Origin of the sequence: Novipirellula caenicola (genome assembly GCF_039545035.1) — a bacterium.
In the GTDB taxonomy this organism is placed as follows: Bacteria; Planctomycetota; Planctomycetia; order Pirellulales; family Pirellulaceae; genus Novipirellula; species Novipirellula caenicola.
Genome location: NZ_BAABRO010000015.1, coordinates 145,776 through 166,048, shown reverse-complemented (window position 1 = coordinate 166,048; position 20,273 = coordinate 145,776). Strand labels below are relative to the sequence as shown.

The window sequence follows — 20,273 nt, the reverse complement described above, 5'->3', positions numbered from 1 at the left end:
TCGCCACTCGCTATGAGAAGCTCGCACGAAACTTTCTTGCAATGGTGAAACTATCGATGATCGGTCGCTATCTTCGAATCATCGCCCCATGGAATTCCGCAATTTAAGGTTTTCAGACAGAGCCTAGGCTTACGATCACATTCATGTCATTGCTGGTATGGACATGCTGCTTTTGTACTACCTCATTGCGGTCGCCATTAACTAGCTTCCATTCGCTAAATAAGTCAGCCGCAACACTTGGACATTGATTTAATGCTTCAATTTCAGAAGGTATTTCGCCTGAGAAAGTCGAGGAGGCAACTATCACGGGGGTGATCGCACCGATTCGCTTTTGGACCAGGGGTGAATTACGGCGTGTTCCTGATTGAATGCCAATATCCACTGGAACCAACGACATATCATCCAACGGATCGGTGAGATGGATTCTCAGCACAATCTGGGGATATCGAGTGGCAAATCGCTCCCAGAACTCATTCAGGGGGCCGCTACCGATATTCGTTGGCATTGCGACAGTGAGTTTGCCCTCCATGCTGGTGATTGACTTTTGCAGGTTGTCGAGACGCGTATTCAATTCGTGAATAAAAGAAGCGCATTCCTGAAAGTACGTTTTGCCCGTAATCGTCAGAGAGAGCCCTTGCGTGGACCGGTGAAACAATTCCACACCCAAGTGCGATTCAAGTTCATGGACACGTCTCGACATCGTGGAGATCGTCATTCCCATCGATCTGGCGGCACTCGTGAAGCTGCCATGTTCCGCGGCAGCGACAAACGCCTTGAAATTATCAAGCATAAATATCCGTCCAACGAACGCTACTAATCCCCAAAACTACACCCCATTTGTAGTTCATGTAACCGGCGGTCTTCTGGGATGACGATACCGAAAAGCACGTTCTCAGCAAAGGCGAAATCGGATTTGCAAATGTGCAAAGCATGCTCTCAATTTCTTGGGTACACAGCTGTTTTGCTCCGTTCTACGATGCGTTGGATCGATCAAAACAGGTCGGTCATTCCGCAAACCCAAAATTGGAGAACCTATGAAACAGCGGATCATATTTGCAATCGCCATGTCGTGTGTATTGACGTTTTTGATGTCAGCCTGGGTGACATTTATCAACATTGGAATGATCGCAGGATTTGCCAATCATTGGATATCTGCTTGGCTGCTGGCGTGGCCGGCGGCAGGCATCATTTCATTTACGATCGGTCCGAGCATCCACCGCTGGTCAAACAAATTCGTCCCATAAAATGGTCAACTTGTTTCCCCTCACCTGTATTCCGCTGGGCCGATATCGAAAGCCGGTAGGCAACGTCCGATTAGATTCCCGGCTCGGAAGTCTTGAGTCATCGTACACGCGTCCCAAAGTTGTCGTCCATTTTTGCCCTCCAAAATCGGATGCAAATGCATTTTTGCGGTACAATCCTGCTCTACACTTCTGGAGAACACGATGAACATCTCTCGCCGAAAATTCTGTGGCACGCTCGCTGCCAGTCTCGCGGTGGCAAACGCCAGTTCATATGCGAATGATTCAACGACCACTCCTCTGCGAGTGATCGCCTACAACATCTATGGACTTACAGGGTGGCCCAAGCAACGCAGCTTGGCGAAGCAGGCGGTGGCGAAAGGCCAAATGGCGAGGCGAATGGCGATGGAGTTGGCTTTGCACGAACCTGACATCATCAACTTCTCAGAATCCCCCTCAGAGGAACTGACTCAAGAAGTTGCGAAGCTGCTGGGAATGAATCACGTCCGCTTTGCGAGCGGCGGAAGTTGGCCAGGCACGCTGCTTAGCAAATATGAAATTAGCGAATTTCACAACGCGCCGATGGCGACCGAACGACCAAAAGAATTGTTCACTCGGCACTGGGGAAGCGCCACGATCCAACTGCCCGGTGGTGAGCCGCTCGTTGTTCACTCGGCTCATCTCTATCCCACCGCCGAGCCCACGGTGCGGCTGAAAGAGATTCGGGTGATGCTCGAATCGATGAAGCCGGATCTTGATGCCGGACGGTCGATGCTTCTCATTGGCGATCTGAATCACGGACCTGACACCGAAGAATACCAGCTTTGGATCGACGCTGGATGGACCGATACATTCGCTCGCGTTGGCAAGGGCGACGGCCCGACGATCAAAGCGGATATCCCTAAGTGGCGGATCGATTACGTCATGGCCGCGGGACCGATCGCAGATCAGATCGTTGAATCGAGACCGCTATTCGAGGGCGCGTTCCGCTTGCATATCGACGACAAGGAATCGTTTGCCTTGAGCGACCATCTGCCACAACTGGCCGTGTTTGACGCAGTAAAACGCTAGCCAACTAACCTTCGTTGCTCCAAAACGCTTAACCCGGAGCATGACCCGCACTCGAAGTCTGCTGCGGGACAAGCTATTGCGGGCGGTCGGCGCGGGGTGAGGCGGCGAGCAATAGCAGTGCGACGACGGCACACAACAACGTCGCCGCTTGGTAGCTTCCAAAACGGTCGTGCGAGACGCTGAACAAGTACGGCCCGACCGCGGTTCCCGCCACCACGATCGAGGTCGAAAATCCCGAGATCGCGCCGAGATGCGTGCGGCCATAGAACCGCGGCCAAGTCACTCCGGAAATGATTCCGAACATGCCTTGCATCAGCCCCATCCCCAACACCACAAAAACAACCGATGGCCCTGGCGACAAGAACGACAAACTCAAGGAAAGCATCACGATGCCTACCAGCTGGACCATCGCCAAGTATTTCAATTTGACAAAGTCGCTGAGCCAGCTGCCGACAAATTCGACAACGACGCTGACACAGGCGGCCGGCACAAAAATGGCAACGGCCTGACTTCGCGACATGCCACCATCGGCAAAGATCGAGACGACATGAAACGAGAAGGCCGTTAACACCAGACCGGACATGACGACGCTGAACGTGAATACCCAAAAACTGTAGGTGCGTCGAGCTTCGGAAAGTGTGAATTGACGTCCGCTTAAGGTTTCGGCATGCGTCTTTCGATCCTTCTTGGCAAAGGGTCCGTCGGGCAGCAAACCGTGGTCTTCCGGTCTTGACCGACCGAAACAAAACGCGAGCAACGCGTAAACCGCAACGACCACCGCAATCGTTTGCCAAGCCCACGACCATCCGCCTCGTTGGATCAGCCATTCAAAAATGGGCGGAGTCACTGAGAAACCGAAGGCGACCGAGATCCCAATGAACGCCAACGCCATTCCACGTCGCTGTTCAAACCACTCCAACACCATGTTCCGCGACGACAGCGTCAACATTCCCTGGCCAAAGAAACGCATCGCAAAAAATCCGAGCGTCAAGACCACAAAGGAGGTGTGATCGCGGTACGTGGCGGGCAAGATCGATGCGACGGACTCGGCAATCACGGCGGAATAGCTCATCCCCGTCAACACGACCGCCAGCATACCGGCCGAGATCGCCGACACCCAGCGGCCGCCGAATCGGTCGTACCAGCGACCGGCGCGGGTGATCAACATCGCACTGGCAATCGTTCCGGCGAGGTAGGCGAAACTAATCCAGCTCCGCGACAACTGGTGTGCTTGGATCAGAAAGTCGGTGAACACCGACACGCCCACGGTCTGTCCTGGGGCACTCGCCAACACCCCCAACGTGCCACACACCATCACCACCGTGCCATAGAAGAACGGTAATCGAGTGGGATTGAAGGGAAAGTTGACCAGCCGCGGGGGGTGGTGGAGCCGCGGCGTTTCGCTATCAGAGTTCATACACGATGCCATCGCAATTCAAGGACGAAGGGATCATTGGAGTTCACTTCGCTCTGCAAGTCAGCGGGGATTGACATGACGATCCCGAACGACCTTGGCGAAAATCGTGGAGTTGTCCTTCCCCCCGTCGATGCATTCAATGCCATCGACTCTGGGTAGCGATCGCGGCGTTTTTCCCGCCCGCTTCGGCGAGTAAAACGTTCGATTTTGACCGGGGGGGAATCCACGCCGCTCCGCTATAAAAACCAGTGGCCGCAAGCACCTCCGCGCGATACGAGATGCCCTGCGTCCTAGTGCGGTTCGGCGGCTTGCTTTCGTTTCGCTCTTTCAATCGCGGCGGTATCGGTGTTCGCCCCGGTCTTCGGATCATCAACTATGATGGATGACACCACAACCGGCACAACTGGCCCTCCCCTTTGTCATCGACATCACAGGCAGACTTGAAAGTGACCCCTCGGACAACATTGCCCCTTGTCGGCCTCTTCGCCGCCCTGACTTCCACCGCGTTCTGCCAAGATCATTGGCCAGAGCATCGTGGGCCTCAGCGAAACTATCACCTGAGCTCGCAGACCGAGTACCCGACGGACTGGAGCGTCGCCACGGGCAAAAACATTCGCTGGAGAATGCCCTTGCCGGAAACAGGTCACAGCGGCATCGCCGTTTGGGGTGACCGGCTGTTTCTGACCTGTTTCCGTCAACTGACCGCAGAAGACATCGGCCCCAAAGGAACGTGGGTATCGGAAACTCGCGGCTATTGTCTCGACGCGAACACGGGCAAGATCCTGTGGAGTTGTGATTTGCCGGGCCAGCGGCCGAACCAGGTCAACGGCACCTTCACCGATTCGACCACGCCAACCCCGGTGACCGATGGCAAGCATGTCTGGTTCGTCAACGCGGGCGGCTTCATGGCGTGCCATACCCTGGACGGCCAACGCGTGTGGGGCAAGGAATTTGAAGTTCGCACCAAACATTCGGCGAAACAATTTCAACCGTTTTTGCACGGCGGCAACCTTTACTACGCAATGATGCGTGACGCGAGCGATCCCCAGCGCCGCGAACAAACGGCGACCGATTACGACAAGAACAGCAAAACCGGTTGGCCGTGGATGTACATCCGATGCTTCGATGCGCTGACCGGACAGCCGACCGCAATCATGCCGGACGGCATCAGCGTGCACAGCAAAGGTGCGCTCGGATTGCTGCACGGCGAGACCGTGTTGCTGCACGCCCGAGGCGGCAGCCACAGCCCTCCGGAAAAACCCTACGGTGTTAGTCTGTCTCGGCTGAACGATGCACACGACTTGGTCTGGGAACGACAGGGATTGTCGTTTGAAGGGACTGACTTTATCGACGAGAAGTACGCCTATTGTTTCGACCGCAACGATTTCTTCGTGCTCGATCTGGCAACGGGCGAGACCGTGAAACAAATCCGCATTCGCGGCACCGGCAGCCTCATCGCGTTCGACGAAAACGTCGGCCGCTACCTAGAGCCCGCAGACGCGCCCGAACTAAAATCACCTCATCTGCTGACGCACCGCACCAACATCGGAGTTGGCAAGTACTACTTCTTCATGGGCGGCCAGCCAGGCATTTTGGGGCGGATCGATATCGAGACCGAGGAAGTCAGCTACCTGCAAGTGCCGATGCAAGTCGTTATCGAGAACGGCAAGAAGAAGTTTTCGTGGAGTGAATTCAAATCCGGCGACATGACGGGTTCTGGATTCACGGTCGAAGGCGATAAACGCCGACTGAATCACGGGTTTGGTCACATCTCGGCCGCCACACCGATTGTGGTGAATGATCGCGTTTACTTTTCAACCGTGCTGGGGACGGTCTACGTTGTCGATGCGACGGCAGAGCAATTTGACGAAAACGCTTTGGTGGCAGTGAACGATCTTGGAATGCCAGGCGAGACGTGGACCTTGAGTCCCTTCTCGGCCGCGGGCGGACGTCTGTACCAACGCACCAGCCGCGAAATCATCTGCATTGGTAGTGGACACTAAGTCAGTGTTAAAAAGCCGACTCCGTACCGACGTCATGTTTGAACTAGTGGCAAACCAACGCTGGGTGTTGGCCTTCGTTTGCGAAACCACATTGCAATCGCGACGATGCCGGCCAGGATCAATCCAGCAATCATCATCCATGATCTGGTTCGCGTCCGCGTGTATTGATAGTCCAGCGTACCTTGGGCCAAGGTGATGTCGGCGATGCTTTTCAGCAGCTCGTCACGCGTGACTTTGGTCGATGCAAAGTCGGGATTTTCGGACAACGCGTAGACCGTGATATGGTATTCCTTAACACCGGGTCCTTTTGATCGCATCGGGTCATAGGTCGCGTGCCCTTTGTCGTTGTAGCCTGCGGTCCCAATCCCGCGTGCATTCGCTGGCAAACGGGTGACATCGGCTGGGATGTCGTAAAGCAACCAATATGATTTAATGTCGCCGGGGCCGGGCGTATGCCACAGGTTGAGCGCATAGCACTGCGTCCCCTCCGGCCCCTTTGTCCATGCCAGCGGAGGCGATTGCCCCACTCCGTCTCCGGTGAACTCGATGGGCATTTCAGAGCCGGCAACAAAGGCTGGGCTGGTGACCGTCAACATGGGCATCCCACTTGGTGAGTGATGGCTCAAATCGACATCGGTTTCCGATGCATCCCGCTGGGGCAGGTAGGGCTTGCCCATGCGACTTTGATAGGACTCGGTTCGCGTATTTCCCGAGGGATCCTGAAACGTGAAATCGACGCTGCCATTTTCCTTGACGACATAATCGATCCTGCCTTTGCGTCCCGAAACGTCGTAGACAAGTTGAAATTGGTTGCCGGTTCGATTGAACCCCGTGATCTTTGCATCGCGAAGGGGTCGCAGCGCAGGGCGTAGCGGTTCGGCCCGGGGTTGCGGATCGACTTGACCGTCTCGTTTGGTGACTTCGCCATAGAAACCGCCATTCAGATAGGGATAGGTTTTCTGGGCGTGATAGTGGTAATTGCCGGAGGCATCTTTGTGTCCCCCCAGGCTGTCGAGCGGCGCGAAATCCGCAGCTTTCTGGTCTTGATAACCAAAGATCGGATAGCCGTCCAAGGCATAGGCAATCGGATTGCCATCACCGGTTGTTTCTTCGAGATGGACCGGAGCGATGTGGTAGTGGTAATCGTCCGCGCGACCACAATGACCACCGTACTGATCCAATTCGCCAAACAAAAATGCGTCGTCGCCACGATTGTTCAGCGGATTAAAGACAGGAACCCCGTTGACTGCCAGCGCGATTGCACCACGCAAAAAGTCATTCTTGGTGGACATCGGATTCTTCGCCGGCACGGGGTGCAGCGGAATTCGCCAAGCGTTGTCGCCAAGGTACTTCTGTGGGATCGGAACCTGCTGTTGCCATGCGCGAATACCGATCATCATCGGATGTTCGGGCAGCCCATTGGAACCAACGTAAAAAAAATCATCGTCCCAACGCAGCTGCAGCATCCGCTCAAACGGCTTGAAGTGCTCGCCAATGGCCGGCATTGACTTGGTATCGGTCGTGTTTCGGTGATCGGTATCGCTCGGCTGATTCAGCATTACAAGTCGCATATCGCGGTGCCGATTCAGAAGTTGGATCTCTTCTTGCCGAGCTTCGATCCAAGCTTGATCCGAAGCGACCAAGCGGTTGATCGCGATCCTCGTCAACTTGCCATCCCCTCGGCGAATCTGGACATCACCATCGATGACGCAGACAAAGGTTCCGTGCAAGTGAGTGCCGTCGGCCGCGACTGACCATGTTCGTGACGCACTGGACACGGGTGAATCATCGTGATGGCCCCCTTCGTGTGCCGACAAATTCACCGAGCCGATGCCCAGCAATAGGCCAGCAACGAGGATAGCGAGGTAGCGAACGTTCATGCGATTGATTTTGTGGTGAGAAAAACGTTTGGTTCGAAATGGCCCGTGCACTCAGCGATCGTACTCGTTCAGCAACGGCAACGTCATCGCTTCGGTTTTCGAGGCGGAGCACTGGGAACGAGGTCATTGAGATTCGAGAAATCGGGGCGAGATTTACCATCGGGCGGTGAGGTGACCACATGGCGAAAGATGACGGTGTTATCGAGTTCGATATCGTCAGTCCAAATGAATCTCGCTCCTGCGAAATCATGGGCAAAGAACGGTTCCTTCGGCCCCACTCGCTCCTGCGTATACTCTTTTGCATTCCCCCACGAGCGATCATCAAAGTCGATCGCGTACCAATCCTCGGGCATCGCTAGGTTTTCGACTCGCGGGTTTTTGGTATCACGATCAATCGGTCCGTGTGAAAACGCCTTCGCTTTCCAGTCGGCATTGGTGACGGTGCCATCGCCAAATTTCAGAATGAAACCGGCGTCCCCGATTTGGGTATTGGCGTACTCCATGCCTGTTTCGGCATCGGCATTGTCCTTCGCCATCACGGCAATCGTCATGGGATAAGCCGGCAAAATATCGACCGAGACAACGTTGTGCGGCATGAATTTAATCGAATCGACTGCGACCAATTCGCCGTTGATGTACATCACAAACCAATTGTCGGCGTAAAGGTTCGCTTTGACGGTGTCGCTCAATTGAGGTTTGCCAATTTTGCCTCGAGAGGAAGTCGGATTCGACGAACGCTGAGCCCAAGCATATTGGGCTAGTTGGACGGTGCAGACGAGTGCTACGATTCCGACCATGCTAAAGACGAGTCGTTTCATATTGTCTTTCTCTCTATTACTCGAATTCCACGACACGTTCACGGTCGTGATGGGATTGGTGATCAAAATAGTTAGGTGCAAGCGTTCGCTCTTCGACCAAGGTCATGCTTAAGGTTACGTTATCGGGTCCGTAGGGCATCTCGAAGAACCGCATCTGACGAATCTGGCCGCTTGCTGCAACGTAACGAATTTCGACTCGGGCAGGCCCTAGAAACCCTGGTTTCTTAACCGCTACCATTAATCGGTTGGGCGCAATGTCCGCTTCGTCGACTGATGTTAAAGACTCTCCGTCGACGGGGATGACGTGCAAATCGTAGGCGGTGTGCAACGCATCAAGTCCGTCATGAAGATTATTGATCGGCAATGAATGCTCGTGACCGGGTAGGTCTCGATTGAATCGCGTCCGATCATCACTGAACCGCACCGGTCCATCTGGCCGCACGGCCCAGCTCGTCAACCCATTGCTTCCTGTGATAAAAAATTCTCCTTGCCCGACTTTTCGCTTCAACACAAATTGGTGTGCCCCACGCAAATCCAAGATCGCACCATCGAGCGATGGTTTGGGAGGACGATGATGCTCGGGCGACTTGCGTTCCCGGTCTCCTTGAGGCCTTCGAGTCTCTTCGACCGAAATCACGAACGTGCGATCCAATGATCGAGCATTGGCTTTCATGATTCGGTCCAGCTCCAATCCCGCCGCGGATGCAGTGGGAGCACTCCAGGAGTGCCAAAACAAAAAGGTGCCGAGCAACACTACGCACGCGGTCGTCGCCAATGCAATCGGGGCACGTTTCCACCATTGGTCTGCAGAGGCGTTTGTCTGCAACTGCACTTGTGGTTCACATTGATCCAAAGCCGCCAATTCGGTCTGCGTCATCCATTCATTACGCAGCCGGTCATGCAGCATCAATTCCGAGGCAAACTGTCGGGCATGCAGCGGATCCGATTGGATCCACTGGCTCAGTTGCTGCAGTTGCTGCTGGGACAGCAAATCGTCGAGGTATCCGTCAATCAAATCTCGCATGTCCGAGTTCATTGAACGCCAGCCTCCAAGCTTTTTCGCTGGACACACTCTCTTAGTTGGTCGCGAACTCGTTGCAATGCCTTGGCGACCGAGTTGGCGGTCATGCCAACGCGATCTGCGATCGCAGCCGGTTTCATGTCTCTCTGGTATCGCAACTCGAACAAACGTTGGGCTCGCCCCTCGAGTCCACCGAGACAATCCTGCAAGAAGTCAAGTTGCAGTGATTTCTCTTTCGCGACTTCATCAATCGCCACGGCAAGACAAGCAGCGGTATCATCGTCAAAAACTAACCGATCTCGCCGCCGACTTCGCAGATAAATCCCCACCTGATTGCGGGCGACGCCAATCGCCCAAGCGACGAACGGGTGGGCAGGATCGTAAGACGCATAGGATTCGATGACGGCCACGGCGATGTCCTGAAGCACATCATCACGATCACGAAAATCGCGAACCATGGACGTCACGAATGCCGATACCGCGGGCTGAGCCAGCGTCCATTGCCGGGCGGCTTGTCGGGCTGTTTCGTCCACACTTGATCTCCATTGAAAAGTAAAAGCCTCACACTCTTACTTATCCGAATGGTCGAATTCATGACCGACTTTTTTCAAAATTGTCGCAAATGACCAGCTCGAGTCTCTCGTCCACTGCTCGTTTGTCACAGGAGAACCCGAGAATCAACGAGGTCGCGATTGGCAGGACACACGGCAGAGCTTTGTCGTCGCCCACGCGACGGCGGCGGGAAAGCAAACACGTAAACCCTTTACGAAAAAGAGGTTACTGCGACGCGGACATGGTTGGCGGTTAATTTGCGATGTTGATATCGAAGCGTCAAGAAAAGTCGCGAAAGAGTCGCAGACACTTTGGGAAGATCCGAAAAAAAACAGCTCGCCGCAAACGAGTGCGACAAGCTGTTTTTCGATAAAAGTCGGGCCGACTGGATTTGAACCAGCGATCTCCACACCCCCAGTGTGGCGCGATATCCAGGCTTCGCTACGGCCCGTGATTCGTCAGAAACACCCCTCAAACGCGGGGAAGACTATCGTCTTTCTCTTCGTTTTTGGGACGTTTGAATCAACGTTCTGAAGATGCTAATCCAATCCGCTCGCTCTCGCTAGCCCGGATTGAGCCGGAAGCCAAATTCTGAAATGCGCCTCAATCGGACCGACGCCAATCCAGGAAAACCAGACGCTCGGTTTTGCGAAATCGTCCCATTGGATAATCTATTGCCTGTCTCGTTCGCTCCCATTTCCCCTGTTACCCCACAGCTGCCACGATGCTCGTTTCTTGGAATTGGCTCTCTCGCTACCTCGATCTGCCGATGAGCCACGAAGAATTGGCTCTCCGCCTGAGTTTGTCAGGGCTGAACCACGAAGAAACCACCACGGTCGATGGCGATGTCGTGATCGATCTGGAAGTGACCAGCAACCGCGGCGATTGTCTCGGTCACCTCGGCGTGGCTCGCGAAATCGGCGTTTTGTACGACTTGAGCGTCAAAACGCCCGAAATCGAACTCAGCGAAGCAGGCCCGAAAATCGAATCGCTGCTGAGCGTCGAAAACCGCTACACCGAGGCTTGCCCTCGCTACACCGCCCGCGTGATCCAAGGGATCAAAGTCGGCCCGAGCCCCGAGTGGATGGCCACGGCACTCAAAGCGGTCGGCATCGGTGTGGTCAACAACGTCGTCGACGCCACGAACTACGTGATGATGGAATGTGGCCAGCCGCTGCATGCGTTCGATTACGCCAAAATCGCGGAGCAAAAAGTGATTGTCCGCCGAGCCGAAGAAAAAGAGACAATCGAGGCGATTGACCATCGCAACTACGAACTCGACGAAGCGATGTGCGTGATCGCGGACGCCAAGGAAGCTCAAGCGGTCGCGGGCGTGATGGGAGGTGCCGTTTCCGAAGTCGACGACATGACCACCGATCTGGTGATCGAAGCGGCTATCTTTACCCCGCTGATGGTGCGTCGTGCGGCTCGCAAATTGAAACTGCAAAGCCCGTCGTCCTACCGATTCGAACGACGCGTCGATCCCGTCGGCGTCGATTGGGCGAGCCGCCGAGTTTGCCAATTGATCCTGGAAACTGCGGGCGGCCAATTGGCCGCAGGCGTGATCGACACGGCGCCCGAAATCACACCGAACCCGCCCGTCACGCTGCGGCTGAGCCAGGTCGAACGTGTGCTGGGGATCAAAATCGAGCGTGAAGAGATCGAGCGAATCTTGGTCAAGCTCGGCTGTGAATCCGAAAGTGGCAGCGACACGTATGTACCACCGTCGTGGCGACACGACTTGGGACGCGAGGCCGATTTGATCGAAGAAGTCGCACGGATTCATGGTTACGAAAACATTCCCGAGGATGCTCCGATTGCCGTCGCGCCGAGCAGCAAACGTGACTTTGATGTCGCGATGGAACGCGTTCGATCGGTGATGACCAGTGCAGGATTCTCCGAAGCGATGACGCCAAGCGTTGTCACGAACAAGCTTGACGAATCGCTCAGCCCGTGGACCGATTTGCCAGCGCTGAAAACCGAAACCGCGATGCTCAAAGGAGCTCGTACGCTGCGTCGGTCCTTGATCCCAAGCCTGTTGGAAGGACGTGCGAACAACTGGGCTTCGGCCAGCATTCATGCCGATCTTTTCGAGATCGCTCACATTTACTTGCCACAACAGAGCAACGAAGCGTTGCCGAGCGAACAATACTCGTTGGCGATGGTTTCGGGTTGCGACTACTTGGAAATGAAGGGAGCGATCGAAACGCTTTGCCAACGCATGGGCGTCGTCGATCCTGTCCAGGTGAAGGCGATCGAGCGGAGTGGGTTTGCCAAGGGCGCCGTGGTCGAAGTCAGCTGTGGCGAGCGAATGGTGGGCTACCTCGGCATCGTCGACCCGAAAGTGTTGAAATCGTGGAAGTTGCCTGTCCCGGTCGTTGCCGCCGAGTTCTCGCTACCGACTCTGCTGGAGGCGGCATCGCTTGTGCCGCAACAGCAGAGCGTCAGCATGTTCCCCTCGGTCGAACGCGACTTGAACTTTGTCGTTGCCGAGTCGGTCCGCTGGAGTGAGCTGGAACGCGTCGTGCGGGCGGCGGTAGGCGAAGAGCTTGCGGGGGTTCGCTACTGTGAAACGTACCGTGACCCGGCCAAAGACGGCAAGGATCGCAAACGCGTCTTGATGTCGGTGTCCTTGCAACTGCACGACGGCACGCTCAGTGGCGAACAAGCCGACCAATTGATTGGTCAAGTCATCGGCGCGTGCAAGCAAGAGTTGGCCGCCGAGTTACTGTCGTAGGCCGGACTCGACGATTGCGAGCGTTCATGCTGCGGCAGACTCAAGTGCTTTCTGAACCTTCACAACGCTGTCGTAGCGATTGACGTCGAAAAGTTCATCGTCCAATACTTTCGAGCAGATGCTCCGGAGAGGTGGATTGCGGTATGTCACCTCTCCCAAACGCAGTTTGGGAGAGGTCGAGCAGAGCCTTCAGCGATTGCTCGGGTGAGGGTCGTCCGAGCAAGCCGGGTCGAACGATACGTCAAGATGGCTCACCGCGGCCCTCACCCGGACGAGGCCTAAAGGGCCCGCCCGACCTCTCCCGAGCAGACGCTCAAGAGAGGTATCTTGCAACATGCCACCTCGCCCAAACGCAGTTTGGGAGAGGTCGAGCAGAGCCTTTAGCGATTGCTCGGGTGAGGGTCGTCCGAGCAAGCCGGGTCGAACGATACGTCAAGATTGCGCGGTCGGCCCTCACCCGGACGAGGCCTAAAGGGCCCGTCCGACCTCTCCCGAGCGGACGCTCGGGAGAGGTGGATTGTCCGCCCCGCCGGCAGCGTTTGTGAAGGTGAGTCGGTTACCGCCGCGTCCCGGCCTACAATGACTACACTTACGACACGAAACGTTCGTGCAAGTCTTTGTAGAGCCCGTTTTGCTTTAGCAGTTCCTCGTGCCGGCCTTGCTCGGCGATTTGTCCGTGCGACATGACCAGGATTTGATCGGCGGTCCGGATCGTACTGAGGCGGTGAGCGATCACGAGACTGGTGCGATTCTCAAGTAGCCGTCCCAGCGCTTTTTGAATTCGCAATTCAGTTAATGTGTCCACCGCACTGGTGGCTTCGTCTAGGATTAAGATCCGTGGGTTGGCGACCAACGCGCGGGCAAAACAGATCAGTTGGCGTTGCCCCAGCGAGACGCGGCCGCCACGTGATCCGGCTTGCGTTTGCAGTCCCTCGGGCAAATCCTCAATCAACCACTCGCAATCGAGCGACCGCAAGGCTTCGACTGCATCGGATTCGGTCGCGCCGGCACGTCCCGCAACAATATTTTGCAGTACGCTGCCCGTGAACAGATAATTCTGTTGCGGAATGACTGAAATGGCACGCGAAATCGACTCGCTTGTCAGCTCGCGAGTATCCAATCCATCGATGAAAATTTTCCCGTGGGTCGGTAAGTAGTAACGAGAGACCAAATTGGCAATCGTCGACTTGCCGCTGCCGGTTTCACCGACAAGTGCCACCATTTGGCGTGGCTCGGCGACGAACGAAACATCCCGCAGCACCCAATGTCCTGGATCATAGGCAAACGAAACGTTTTCGACGGTTAGCTTGCCGTCCACTTGAAGTGGTAACGAAACTGCCGTCGGCAAATCGGTCCATTCGGGCGGCGTATCGAGCAAGCGAAAGACGCGTTCGGCGCCGGCCATCGCCGTCAGTGCTTGGTTGTATTGATTGCCCAAGACTTGGATGGGGCTAAAAAATAATCCTGCCAGGAACCAGAACTGGATCAAATCGCCCACGGGCATTGGATCGCTGGCCACAATCGCTCGGTACGCGCCGACGATCAAAACGAGTCCCAACGAAACTTGGCCCGTTAATTCCAACAGCGGCATTAGCAAGCCGTTATGCCGCGCGCTATTCATGTTGTATTCAGCGTGATCGGCGGTCAATTGGCGAAACAATTCGGCATTGGTATCTTCGCGAGCCAAGGCCTGAGTGACGCGAATCACGGCGACCGATTCGGCAATCGTGGCGGTCACGCGACTGAAACTTTCTTGGACATCGCGATACGCTTCGCTGAGTCGGTTTCGCATCACCCGGCCAATGATCCACATCACGGGACTCATCGCCAACACAACCATCAACAGCGGCAGATCGTACCAGGCCATGATCACCGCGGCGCCGATCATTTGCCCACCCTGGACGAGACTGACGAACAACACGTCCTGGACACCGACGCGGACGGCGTCACAGTCGCTGGTGATACGGCTGATCACTCGCCCTGTTTTCGTCTTCGCATAAAAACTCATCGGCATCTGCTGCAAATGCGAATAGACCGAACCGCGAAGGTCGTGCACGATTGCTTCACCTAACTCCAGTGCCAAGCGTTGACGAAACACCAGCGTGAATTGGGTCCAAGCAGCCAGGGCCAATACGCCAAGCGAAGCGACGATGATGGATGCCATCGTCCCCGCATGAGAGATCGGACCATTGATGACCGCCCCAATCGACCACGCCAGTAGCGGCAATTGGATCGCGCGGAGCAGGACGAGCGTGAGCAGCACGTTTCGCTTAGCCGCATACGGACGCATCAATCCCCACAACCGAGCCACCAGCGACAACGACAGCGGCCGCCGATGCGGATCCGCATCAGGGTCGCGTGTGACGCGGACCATGGGGGCAAAGGTACTGCTCATAAGAAATGCATGATGCTGAAAGGACGTTTGGTTTGGAAAAATTGTCGCTGATCGCTCCGCGATCTTTGCGTTTTGACTGCGGTGCGGTCTACGACGTTAGGAGCTTCGCGTTATGATCGCGGAGCGATCAACGACTTTGATTCAACGACATTGGCTTTGTGCAACTTGGTGGTAGGGGCCGGGCTCTCGCATTAATTCTTCGTGCGTTCCTTGCTGGACAATCTCTCCGCGATCTAACACGATCACGCGATCGGCCCCCCGCAATGTACTGAGCCGGTGTGCGACGATCAGTGTCGTTCGCCCCTTGGACGCTTCCTCGAGTGCCGCAAGGATTTCATGTTCGGTTTCCGGATCAATGGCCGATACGGGATCATCCAACAGCAAAATCGCGGGGTCGGTTAACAATGCTCGGGCCAGAGCAAGCCGTTGCCGTTGGCCGCCCGAAAGCGACATGCCGTATTCGCCGAGGACCGTGTCGTAGCCATCCGGTGTGGCTTCGATAAAGTCGTGAGCGGCGGCAAGCCGAGCGGCCATTCGCACTTGCTCTCGCGTCGCTCCGGGACAACCAAACGCAATGTTCGCTCCGATCGTGTTGCTCAACAACAGCGGTTCTTGCAGCACCAAGGCGACTCGGCGTCGGAGCGTTTTCAGGTCCCACGCTCGGACGTCAACACCATCAATTTCGACCACGCCGAGAGTGGGATCGTAGAACCGCGGAAGCAAACTGAGCAGCGTCGATTTCCCCTGGCCCACTGCGCCCAGAATTGCCACCCGTTCGCCTGGGCGAATGTGTAGCGAAATGTCCTTTAGAACGGGATTACCGGCGACATATTCAAAACTGACATTGTGAAAGTGGATTTCGCCGCGAATCGAATCGGGCAGCCACGCATCGTCGGGTTGCGAGACTTCTTCGGCCGCATCGAGCACCTCGAACACTCGCCGTGCCCCCGTCAATGATTGCTGGATCGTTCCGGTCAAACTTGAAAGGTTGCCGACTTGGTTGCTGAATTGTTGCAGCAGACCGGCAAAGACGATCAGACCGCTGCCCAGTGGCAGACGGCCGATCGAAGTCAGGTAACCACCGTAGATCAACAGCACGACGAGATTGATTTGCGTCAGTAATTGGATCGAGGGCCCAAACCGGCTAACACGCCGAAAGACGTCTTGCTGTTGGTTCAACAGATCATCGTTGGCTCTGTCGAATGATTTTGTTTCGGCCGATTGTCGACCCAGCGACTTGATCACTGCGACTCCGTCCACCGATTCGGCCACCCGCAAAACCAACAGGTCAAACAAATGACGCGACTGGTCGTACATCGGCCGCACGATTCGCGAAAATCGAATACTCGACCACCAAACCACAGGCGTCGTCGCCAAGCAGACCAGCGTCAACATCGCATCGATCCGGATCATGAACGTCAAATAGAAGACCAGCGACATCGCCAGGATCGACAGCTGAATCAACACGCCATCGATGAACGCACGCGTGGCTTGGACGTCACCGGTGACACGGTTGATGATCGTGCCGGCAGGTTGATTGTGATAAAAACTCAAACTCAGCCGCTGCAGTTTCGCATAAACCTCGGCACGCAAATCGACCACAATTTTTCGGTGTACCAGCGTGCCCGAGATGATCGCGTAACTGTAATTCAGCAGCGCACGAACGATCGCGACGACGGTCATGGCGACCGCAATGGCGATGACCTGAGTCAGCGGCGACCAGTGAACCGGAAACAGAATTCCGAAGGGTAGGGTAGGGAAGTTGGGGGTATCGTGCGAATAGAAACGGATCACATCAATCGCGAGTCCGCCGAGTTGGACCAAGGCAACGGCTAACCCCATCAACACCGCTTGCAGGAAAAGCATTGCGGCGCACCAACCACGGTACCGCCACGCCAATTTCAGTAATCGCTGAACGACTTGATAATTTGACATATCGCTCAGCGAGTCTTGTGGAAGCAATGGAGGAAGGGGGGCGAAGCGAGATCGAACAAGGCGTTGCCAAGACTAAATGCAAGAGATGTCCCACTCGATTCCGGTTCGACCGAAACATCTTGCCACAATTCGACGATCCAAACAGTGGCTTTCCGAATGAAAAAGGGGCACTGAAACGGATGATTTTGATAGCTTTCGGTTGCCTTGGATGCGAGAAATGCGGGAAAGACGAGGAAGCTGGGTGATGGTGGCGTGATTCGTCGAGGTGGGGATTCGTAGCCTCATCCACTACGTGTTTTGTGGGGGTGGGGATTCGTAGCCTCATCCACTACGTGTTTTGCTGGGACTTGTTGCCTCGTCCACTACGTGGTTTTGCGGATTTCCTTTTTTGGACCGGTTCCCTGGTTTTGGCGACATTGACGCTTTGCCCTCCGCGGTCGACAATCGTGTCCGCCGTGGTGCGAAGATCGCAAGCTTACTTCTATCCTCCTCCCCCAATTAAAAAAACTCATGAATTGGCTGCAGCAGCAAGACCCTGAAATCTGGGAAACCATCCAAGCCGAAGCCACCCGCCAGCAGGACGGGTTGGAGATGATCGCAAGCGAAAACTACACCAGTTTGGCGGTGATGCAGGCGGCCGGCAGCGTTTTGACCAATAAATACGCCGAAGGCTATCCCGGACGCCGCTACTACGGTGGCTGCGAGCACGTCGACGTGACCGAATCGCTGGCGATCGAACGAGCCAAAAAGCTGTTTGGTGCCGAAGAAGCAAACGTCCAGCCGCATGCGGGATCCCAAGCCAATACCGCCGTTTACCTGTCTTGCCTGGAACCAGGCGATTCGGTTCTCGGGTTGGACTTGGCTCAAGGCGGCCACCTGACTCACGGCATGAAGCTGAACATCAGCGGCCGGCTGTACAATTTCCACTCCTACGGCGTCGATAAAGAGAACCATCGCCTCGATTTTGACCAAATCGCCAAATTGGCTCGCGAGCACAAGCCAAAGCTGATCGTCGCCGGAGCGAGTGCCTACCCACGCGAAATCCCGCACGATCGCTTTGCGGAAATCGCCAACGATGTCGGTGCCAAGTTGATGGTCGACATGGCCCACTACGCCGGCTTGGTCGCCTCGGGACAACACAACAGCCCGGTGCCGTACGCCGACTACGTCACCACGACGACGCACAAAACGCTGCGAGGACCACGCAGCGGCCTGATTTTGTGCAAAAAGGAGCACTTGAAATTGGTCAATCGCAACGTGTTCCCGGGCACCCAAGGCGGCCCGTTGATGCACATCGTCGCGGCCAAAGCGGTCTGTTTCGCCGAAGCGATGACGCCCGCATTCAAAGAGTATGGCAAATCGCTGGTTTCCAATGCCAAAGCTTTGGCGGAAACCTTGATGTCGGCGGGGCTGCCATTGGTCAGCGGCGGCACCGACAATCACTTGATGCTGGTCGACGTCACCGCATTGGGATTGGGTGGCAAGAAAGCCGAAGCGGTGCTCGAAGCATGCGGCATCACGGTCAACATGAACATGATCCCGTTTGACGAGCGTAAGCCGATGGACCCATCGGGAATTCGCATCGGCACCCCCGCGCTGACGACTCGCGGGATGGGCACCGACGAGATGAAGCGAATCGGCGGCTGGATTCATCAAGCATTGTCGAATTCCGATGACGAGTCGCTGCACCAATCGATTCGCAGCGAGATCCGCGAACTCTGCAAGAACTTTCCCGTTCCTGCAGGCGATCACGCCACTGCCTAGTGCGACGTCGAGCACTCGATCGCTAAAATGACGGTGGCAACCCGGTAGTGGGTTGCCACCGGTTCCGCCCCCCTTTTTCACGTCGTCCACGATTCTGACAACGCTATGCACCGCATTCTGATTGCTGATGACAACATCGCGAACCGCGAACTGCTCGAAGCCTACCTGGTAGGCGTCGACTGTGACACGGAAACCTCGGTCGATGGCCAAGACACGCTGGACAAGATCGAATCGTTCAAACCGGACTTGGTCCTGCTTGACGTGATGATGCCCAAGTTGAGCGGTTTCGAGGTCTGCAAGAAAATCAAAGACAATCCGGCGACCAGCCGAGTGATGATTTTGATGGTCACGGCGCTGAACGAATTGGGCGATATCGAGCGAGCCGTCGCTGCGGGCACCGACGACTTCCTCAGCAAGCCGGTCAACAAAGTCGAACTCGTCAAACGAGTCGAAAACATGTTGAAGCTAAAAGGAACCGAGGACGAACTGGAACGACTGCGCCGCTACATCCAAGAGATGGAAGACGGCAACGACCAGATCCAACCGCCCGCGGACGCGTAAAACGACGTCGATGAAGCCGACCATTGTCGCTCGGCTTTCCAAGCCGTTGGCGGTGCCTCAGGCCTGAACGTCAAAACGAGAGCGACTGCGTTCCACCGGCCGAACGTTCGATCGTAACGGTACCAGCTTGGAAAGCTGGCCGAAGATTGTCGCTCGGCTTTCCAAGCCGTTAGCGTGCCTCACGTTTGAACGCCAAAACGAGAGCGTCTGCATTCCACCGGCCGAACGCTCGATCGTAACGGTTCCAGTTTGGAAAGCTGGCCGACCATTGTCGCTCGGCTTTCCAAGCCGTTAGCGAGGCCTCACGTTTGAACGCCAAAACGAGAGCGACTGCGTTCCACCGGCCGAACGCTCGATCGTAACGGTTCCAGCTTGGAAAGCTGGCCGACATTGTCGCTCGGCTTTCCAAGCCGTTAGCGAGGCCTCACGTTTGAACGCCAAAACGAGAGCGTCTGCATTCCACCGGCCGAACACTCGATCGTAACGGCTCCAGCTTGGAAAGCTGGCCGAAGATTGTCGCTCGGCTTTCCAAGCCGTTGGCGAGGCCTCACGCCTGAACGTCAAAACGAGAGCGACTACGTTCCACCGGTCGAACGCTCGATCGTAACGGTTCCAGCTTGGAAAGCTGGCCGAAGATTGTCGCTCGGCTTTCCAAGCCGTCGGCGAGGCCTCACGCCTGAACGTCAAAACGAGAGCGACTACGTTCCACCGGTCGAACGCTCGATCGTAACGGTACCAGCTTGGAAAGCTGGCCGACCATTGTCGCTCGGCTTTCCAAGCCGTTAGCGAGGTCTCACGTCTGAACGCCAAAACGAGAGCGACTACGTTCCACCGGCCGAACGTTCGATCGTAACGGTACCAGCTTGGAAAGATGGCCG

14 protein-coding genes and 1 tRNA gene are annotated in these 20,273 nt (G+C 55.8%); 6 read left to right on the top strand and 9 right to left on the bottom strand.

The window, feature by feature from the left end; genetic code table 11:
• Nucleotides 1-112: 112 nt before the first annotated feature.
• On the bottom strand, nt 113-790 hold the full coding sequence (locus tag ABEA92_RS23960) for a LysR family transcriptional regulator (RefSeq protein ID WP_345686998.1): 678 nt from the start codon (nt 788-790) through the stop codon (nt 113-115).
• 244 nt (nt 791-1,034) lie between these two features.
• Between ABEA92_RS23960 and ABEA92_RS23955 the strand changes: the two genes are divergently transcribed.
• Both ABEA92_RS23955 and ABEA92_RS23950 read left to right on the top strand, forming a co-directional pair.
• Complete coding sequence (locus ABEA92_RS23955) at nt 1,035-1,244, top strand: DUF2798 domain-containing protein (RefSeq protein ID WP_345686996.1); 210 nt, start codon at nt 1,035-1,037, stop codon at nt 1,242-1,244.
• A gap of 201 nt (nt 1,245-1,445) precedes the next feature.
• Nucleotides 1,446-2,312, top strand: coding sequence for an endonuclease/exonuclease/phosphatase family protein (locus ABEA92_RS23950; protein WP_345686994.1), 867 nt, complete (start codon nt 1,446-1,448; stop codon nt 2,310-2,312).
• 73 nt (nt 2,313-2,385) lie between these two features.
• Here the strand turns inward: ABEA92_RS23950 and ABEA92_RS23945 are convergent, their stop codons facing one another.
• Complete coding sequence (locus tag ABEA92_RS23945) at nt 2,386-3,729, bottom strand: MFS transporter (protein WP_345686992.1); 1,344 nt, start codon at nt 3,727-3,729, stop codon at nt 2,386-2,388.
• Nucleotides 3,730-4,175: 446 nt separating this feature from the next.
• Between ABEA92_RS23945 and ABEA92_RS23940 the strand changes: the two genes are divergently transcribed.
• Nucleotides 4,176-5,732: an outer membrane protein assembly factor BamB family protein gene (locus ABEA92_RS23940; protein ID WP_345686990.1), complete on the top strand. Its 1,557-nt coding sequence runs from the start codon at nt 4,176-4,178 to the stop codon at nt 5,730-5,732.
• A gap of 32 nt (nt 5,733-5,764) precedes the next feature.
• Here the strand turns inward: ABEA92_RS23940 and ABEA92_RS23935 are convergent, their stop codons facing one another.
• From ABEA92_RS23935 to ABEA92_RS23915, 5 genes are all read right to left on the bottom strand, one after another.
• A complete protein-coding gene (locus tag ABEA92_RS23935) occupies nt 5,765-7,612 on the bottom strand; it encodes a YHYH protein (protein ID WP_345686988.1) in 1,848 nt (615 codons plus the stop codon).
• An 83-nt stretch (nt 7,613-7,695) separates the two neighbouring features.
• Nucleotides 7,696-8,430, bottom strand: a complete 735-nt coding sequence (locus ABEA92_RS23930) for a hypothetical protein (RefSeq protein WP_345686986.1) — start codon at nt 8,428-8,430, stop codon at nt 7,696-7,698.
• Nucleotides 8,431-8,446: 16 nt separating this feature from the next.
• The gene (locus ABEA92_RS23925; RefSeq protein WP_425572485.1) at nt 8,447-9,466 is read right to left on the bottom strand and encodes a hypothetical protein; all 1,020 of its coding nucleotides are present in this window, start codon (nt 9,464-9,466) and stop codon (nt 8,447-8,449) included.
• Nucleotides 9,463-9,984, bottom strand: a complete 522-nt coding sequence (locus ABEA92_RS23920) for a sigma-70 family RNA polymerase sigma factor (RefSeq protein WP_345686982.1) — start codon at nt 9,982-9,984, stop codon at nt 9,463-9,465. The genes ABEA92_RS23925 and ABEA92_RS23920 overlap by 4 nt, the downstream gene beginning before the upstream one ends.
• A gap of 395 nt (nt 9,985-10,379) precedes the next feature.
• Nucleotides 10,380-10,454 (bottom strand) — tRNA-Pro (locus ABEA92_RS23915).
• Between the two features lie 273 nt (nt 10,455-10,727).
• On the opposite strand from ABEA92_RS23915, the gene pheT reads away from it, so the two are divergent.
• Nucleotides 10,728-12,740 carry a phenylalanine--tRNA ligase subunit beta gene (pheT, locus tag ABEA92_RS23910; RefSeq protein WP_345686980.1) on the top strand — a complete coding sequence of 671 codons (2,013 nt, stop codon included), beginning with the start codon at nt 10,728-10,730 and terminating at the stop codon, nt 12,738-12,740.
• Between the two features lie 589 nt (nt 12,741-13,329).
• On the opposite strand, the gene ABEA92_RS23905 is transcribed toward pheT, so the two are convergent.
• Together ABEA92_RS23905 and ABEA92_RS23900 are read right to left on the bottom strand one after the other, a co-directional pair.
• Nucleotides 13,330-15,135, bottom strand: coding sequence for an ABC transporter ATP-binding protein (locus ABEA92_RS23905; protein WP_345686978.1), 1,806 nt, complete (start codon nt 15,133-15,135; stop codon nt 13,330-13,332).
• 141 nt (nt 15,136-15,276) lie between these two features.
• Nucleotides 15,277-17,070 (bottom strand): ABC transporter ATP-binding protein, encoded by a 1,794-nt coding sequence (locus tag ABEA92_RS23900; protein WP_345686976.1) that lies wholly within the window; start codon nt 17,068-17,070, stop codon nt 15,277-15,279.
• A gap of 510 nt (nt 17,071-17,580) precedes the next feature.
• Between ABEA92_RS23900 and ABEA92_RS23895 the strand changes: the two genes are divergently transcribed.
• The gene (locus ABEA92_RS23895; protein ID WP_345686974.1) at nt 17,581-18,834 is read left to right on the top strand and encodes a serine hydroxymethyltransferase; all 1,254 of its coding nucleotides are present in this window, start codon (nt 17,581-17,583) and stop codon (nt 18,832-18,834) included.
• Between the two features lie 105 nt (nt 18,835-18,939).
• Nucleotides 18,940-19,395, top strand: a complete 456-nt coding sequence (locus tag ABEA92_RS23890; protein ID WP_345686972.1) for a response regulator — start codon at nt 18,940-18,942, stop codon at nt 19,393-19,395.
• The last annotated feature ends 878 nt before the right edge of the window (nt 19,396-20,273 follow it).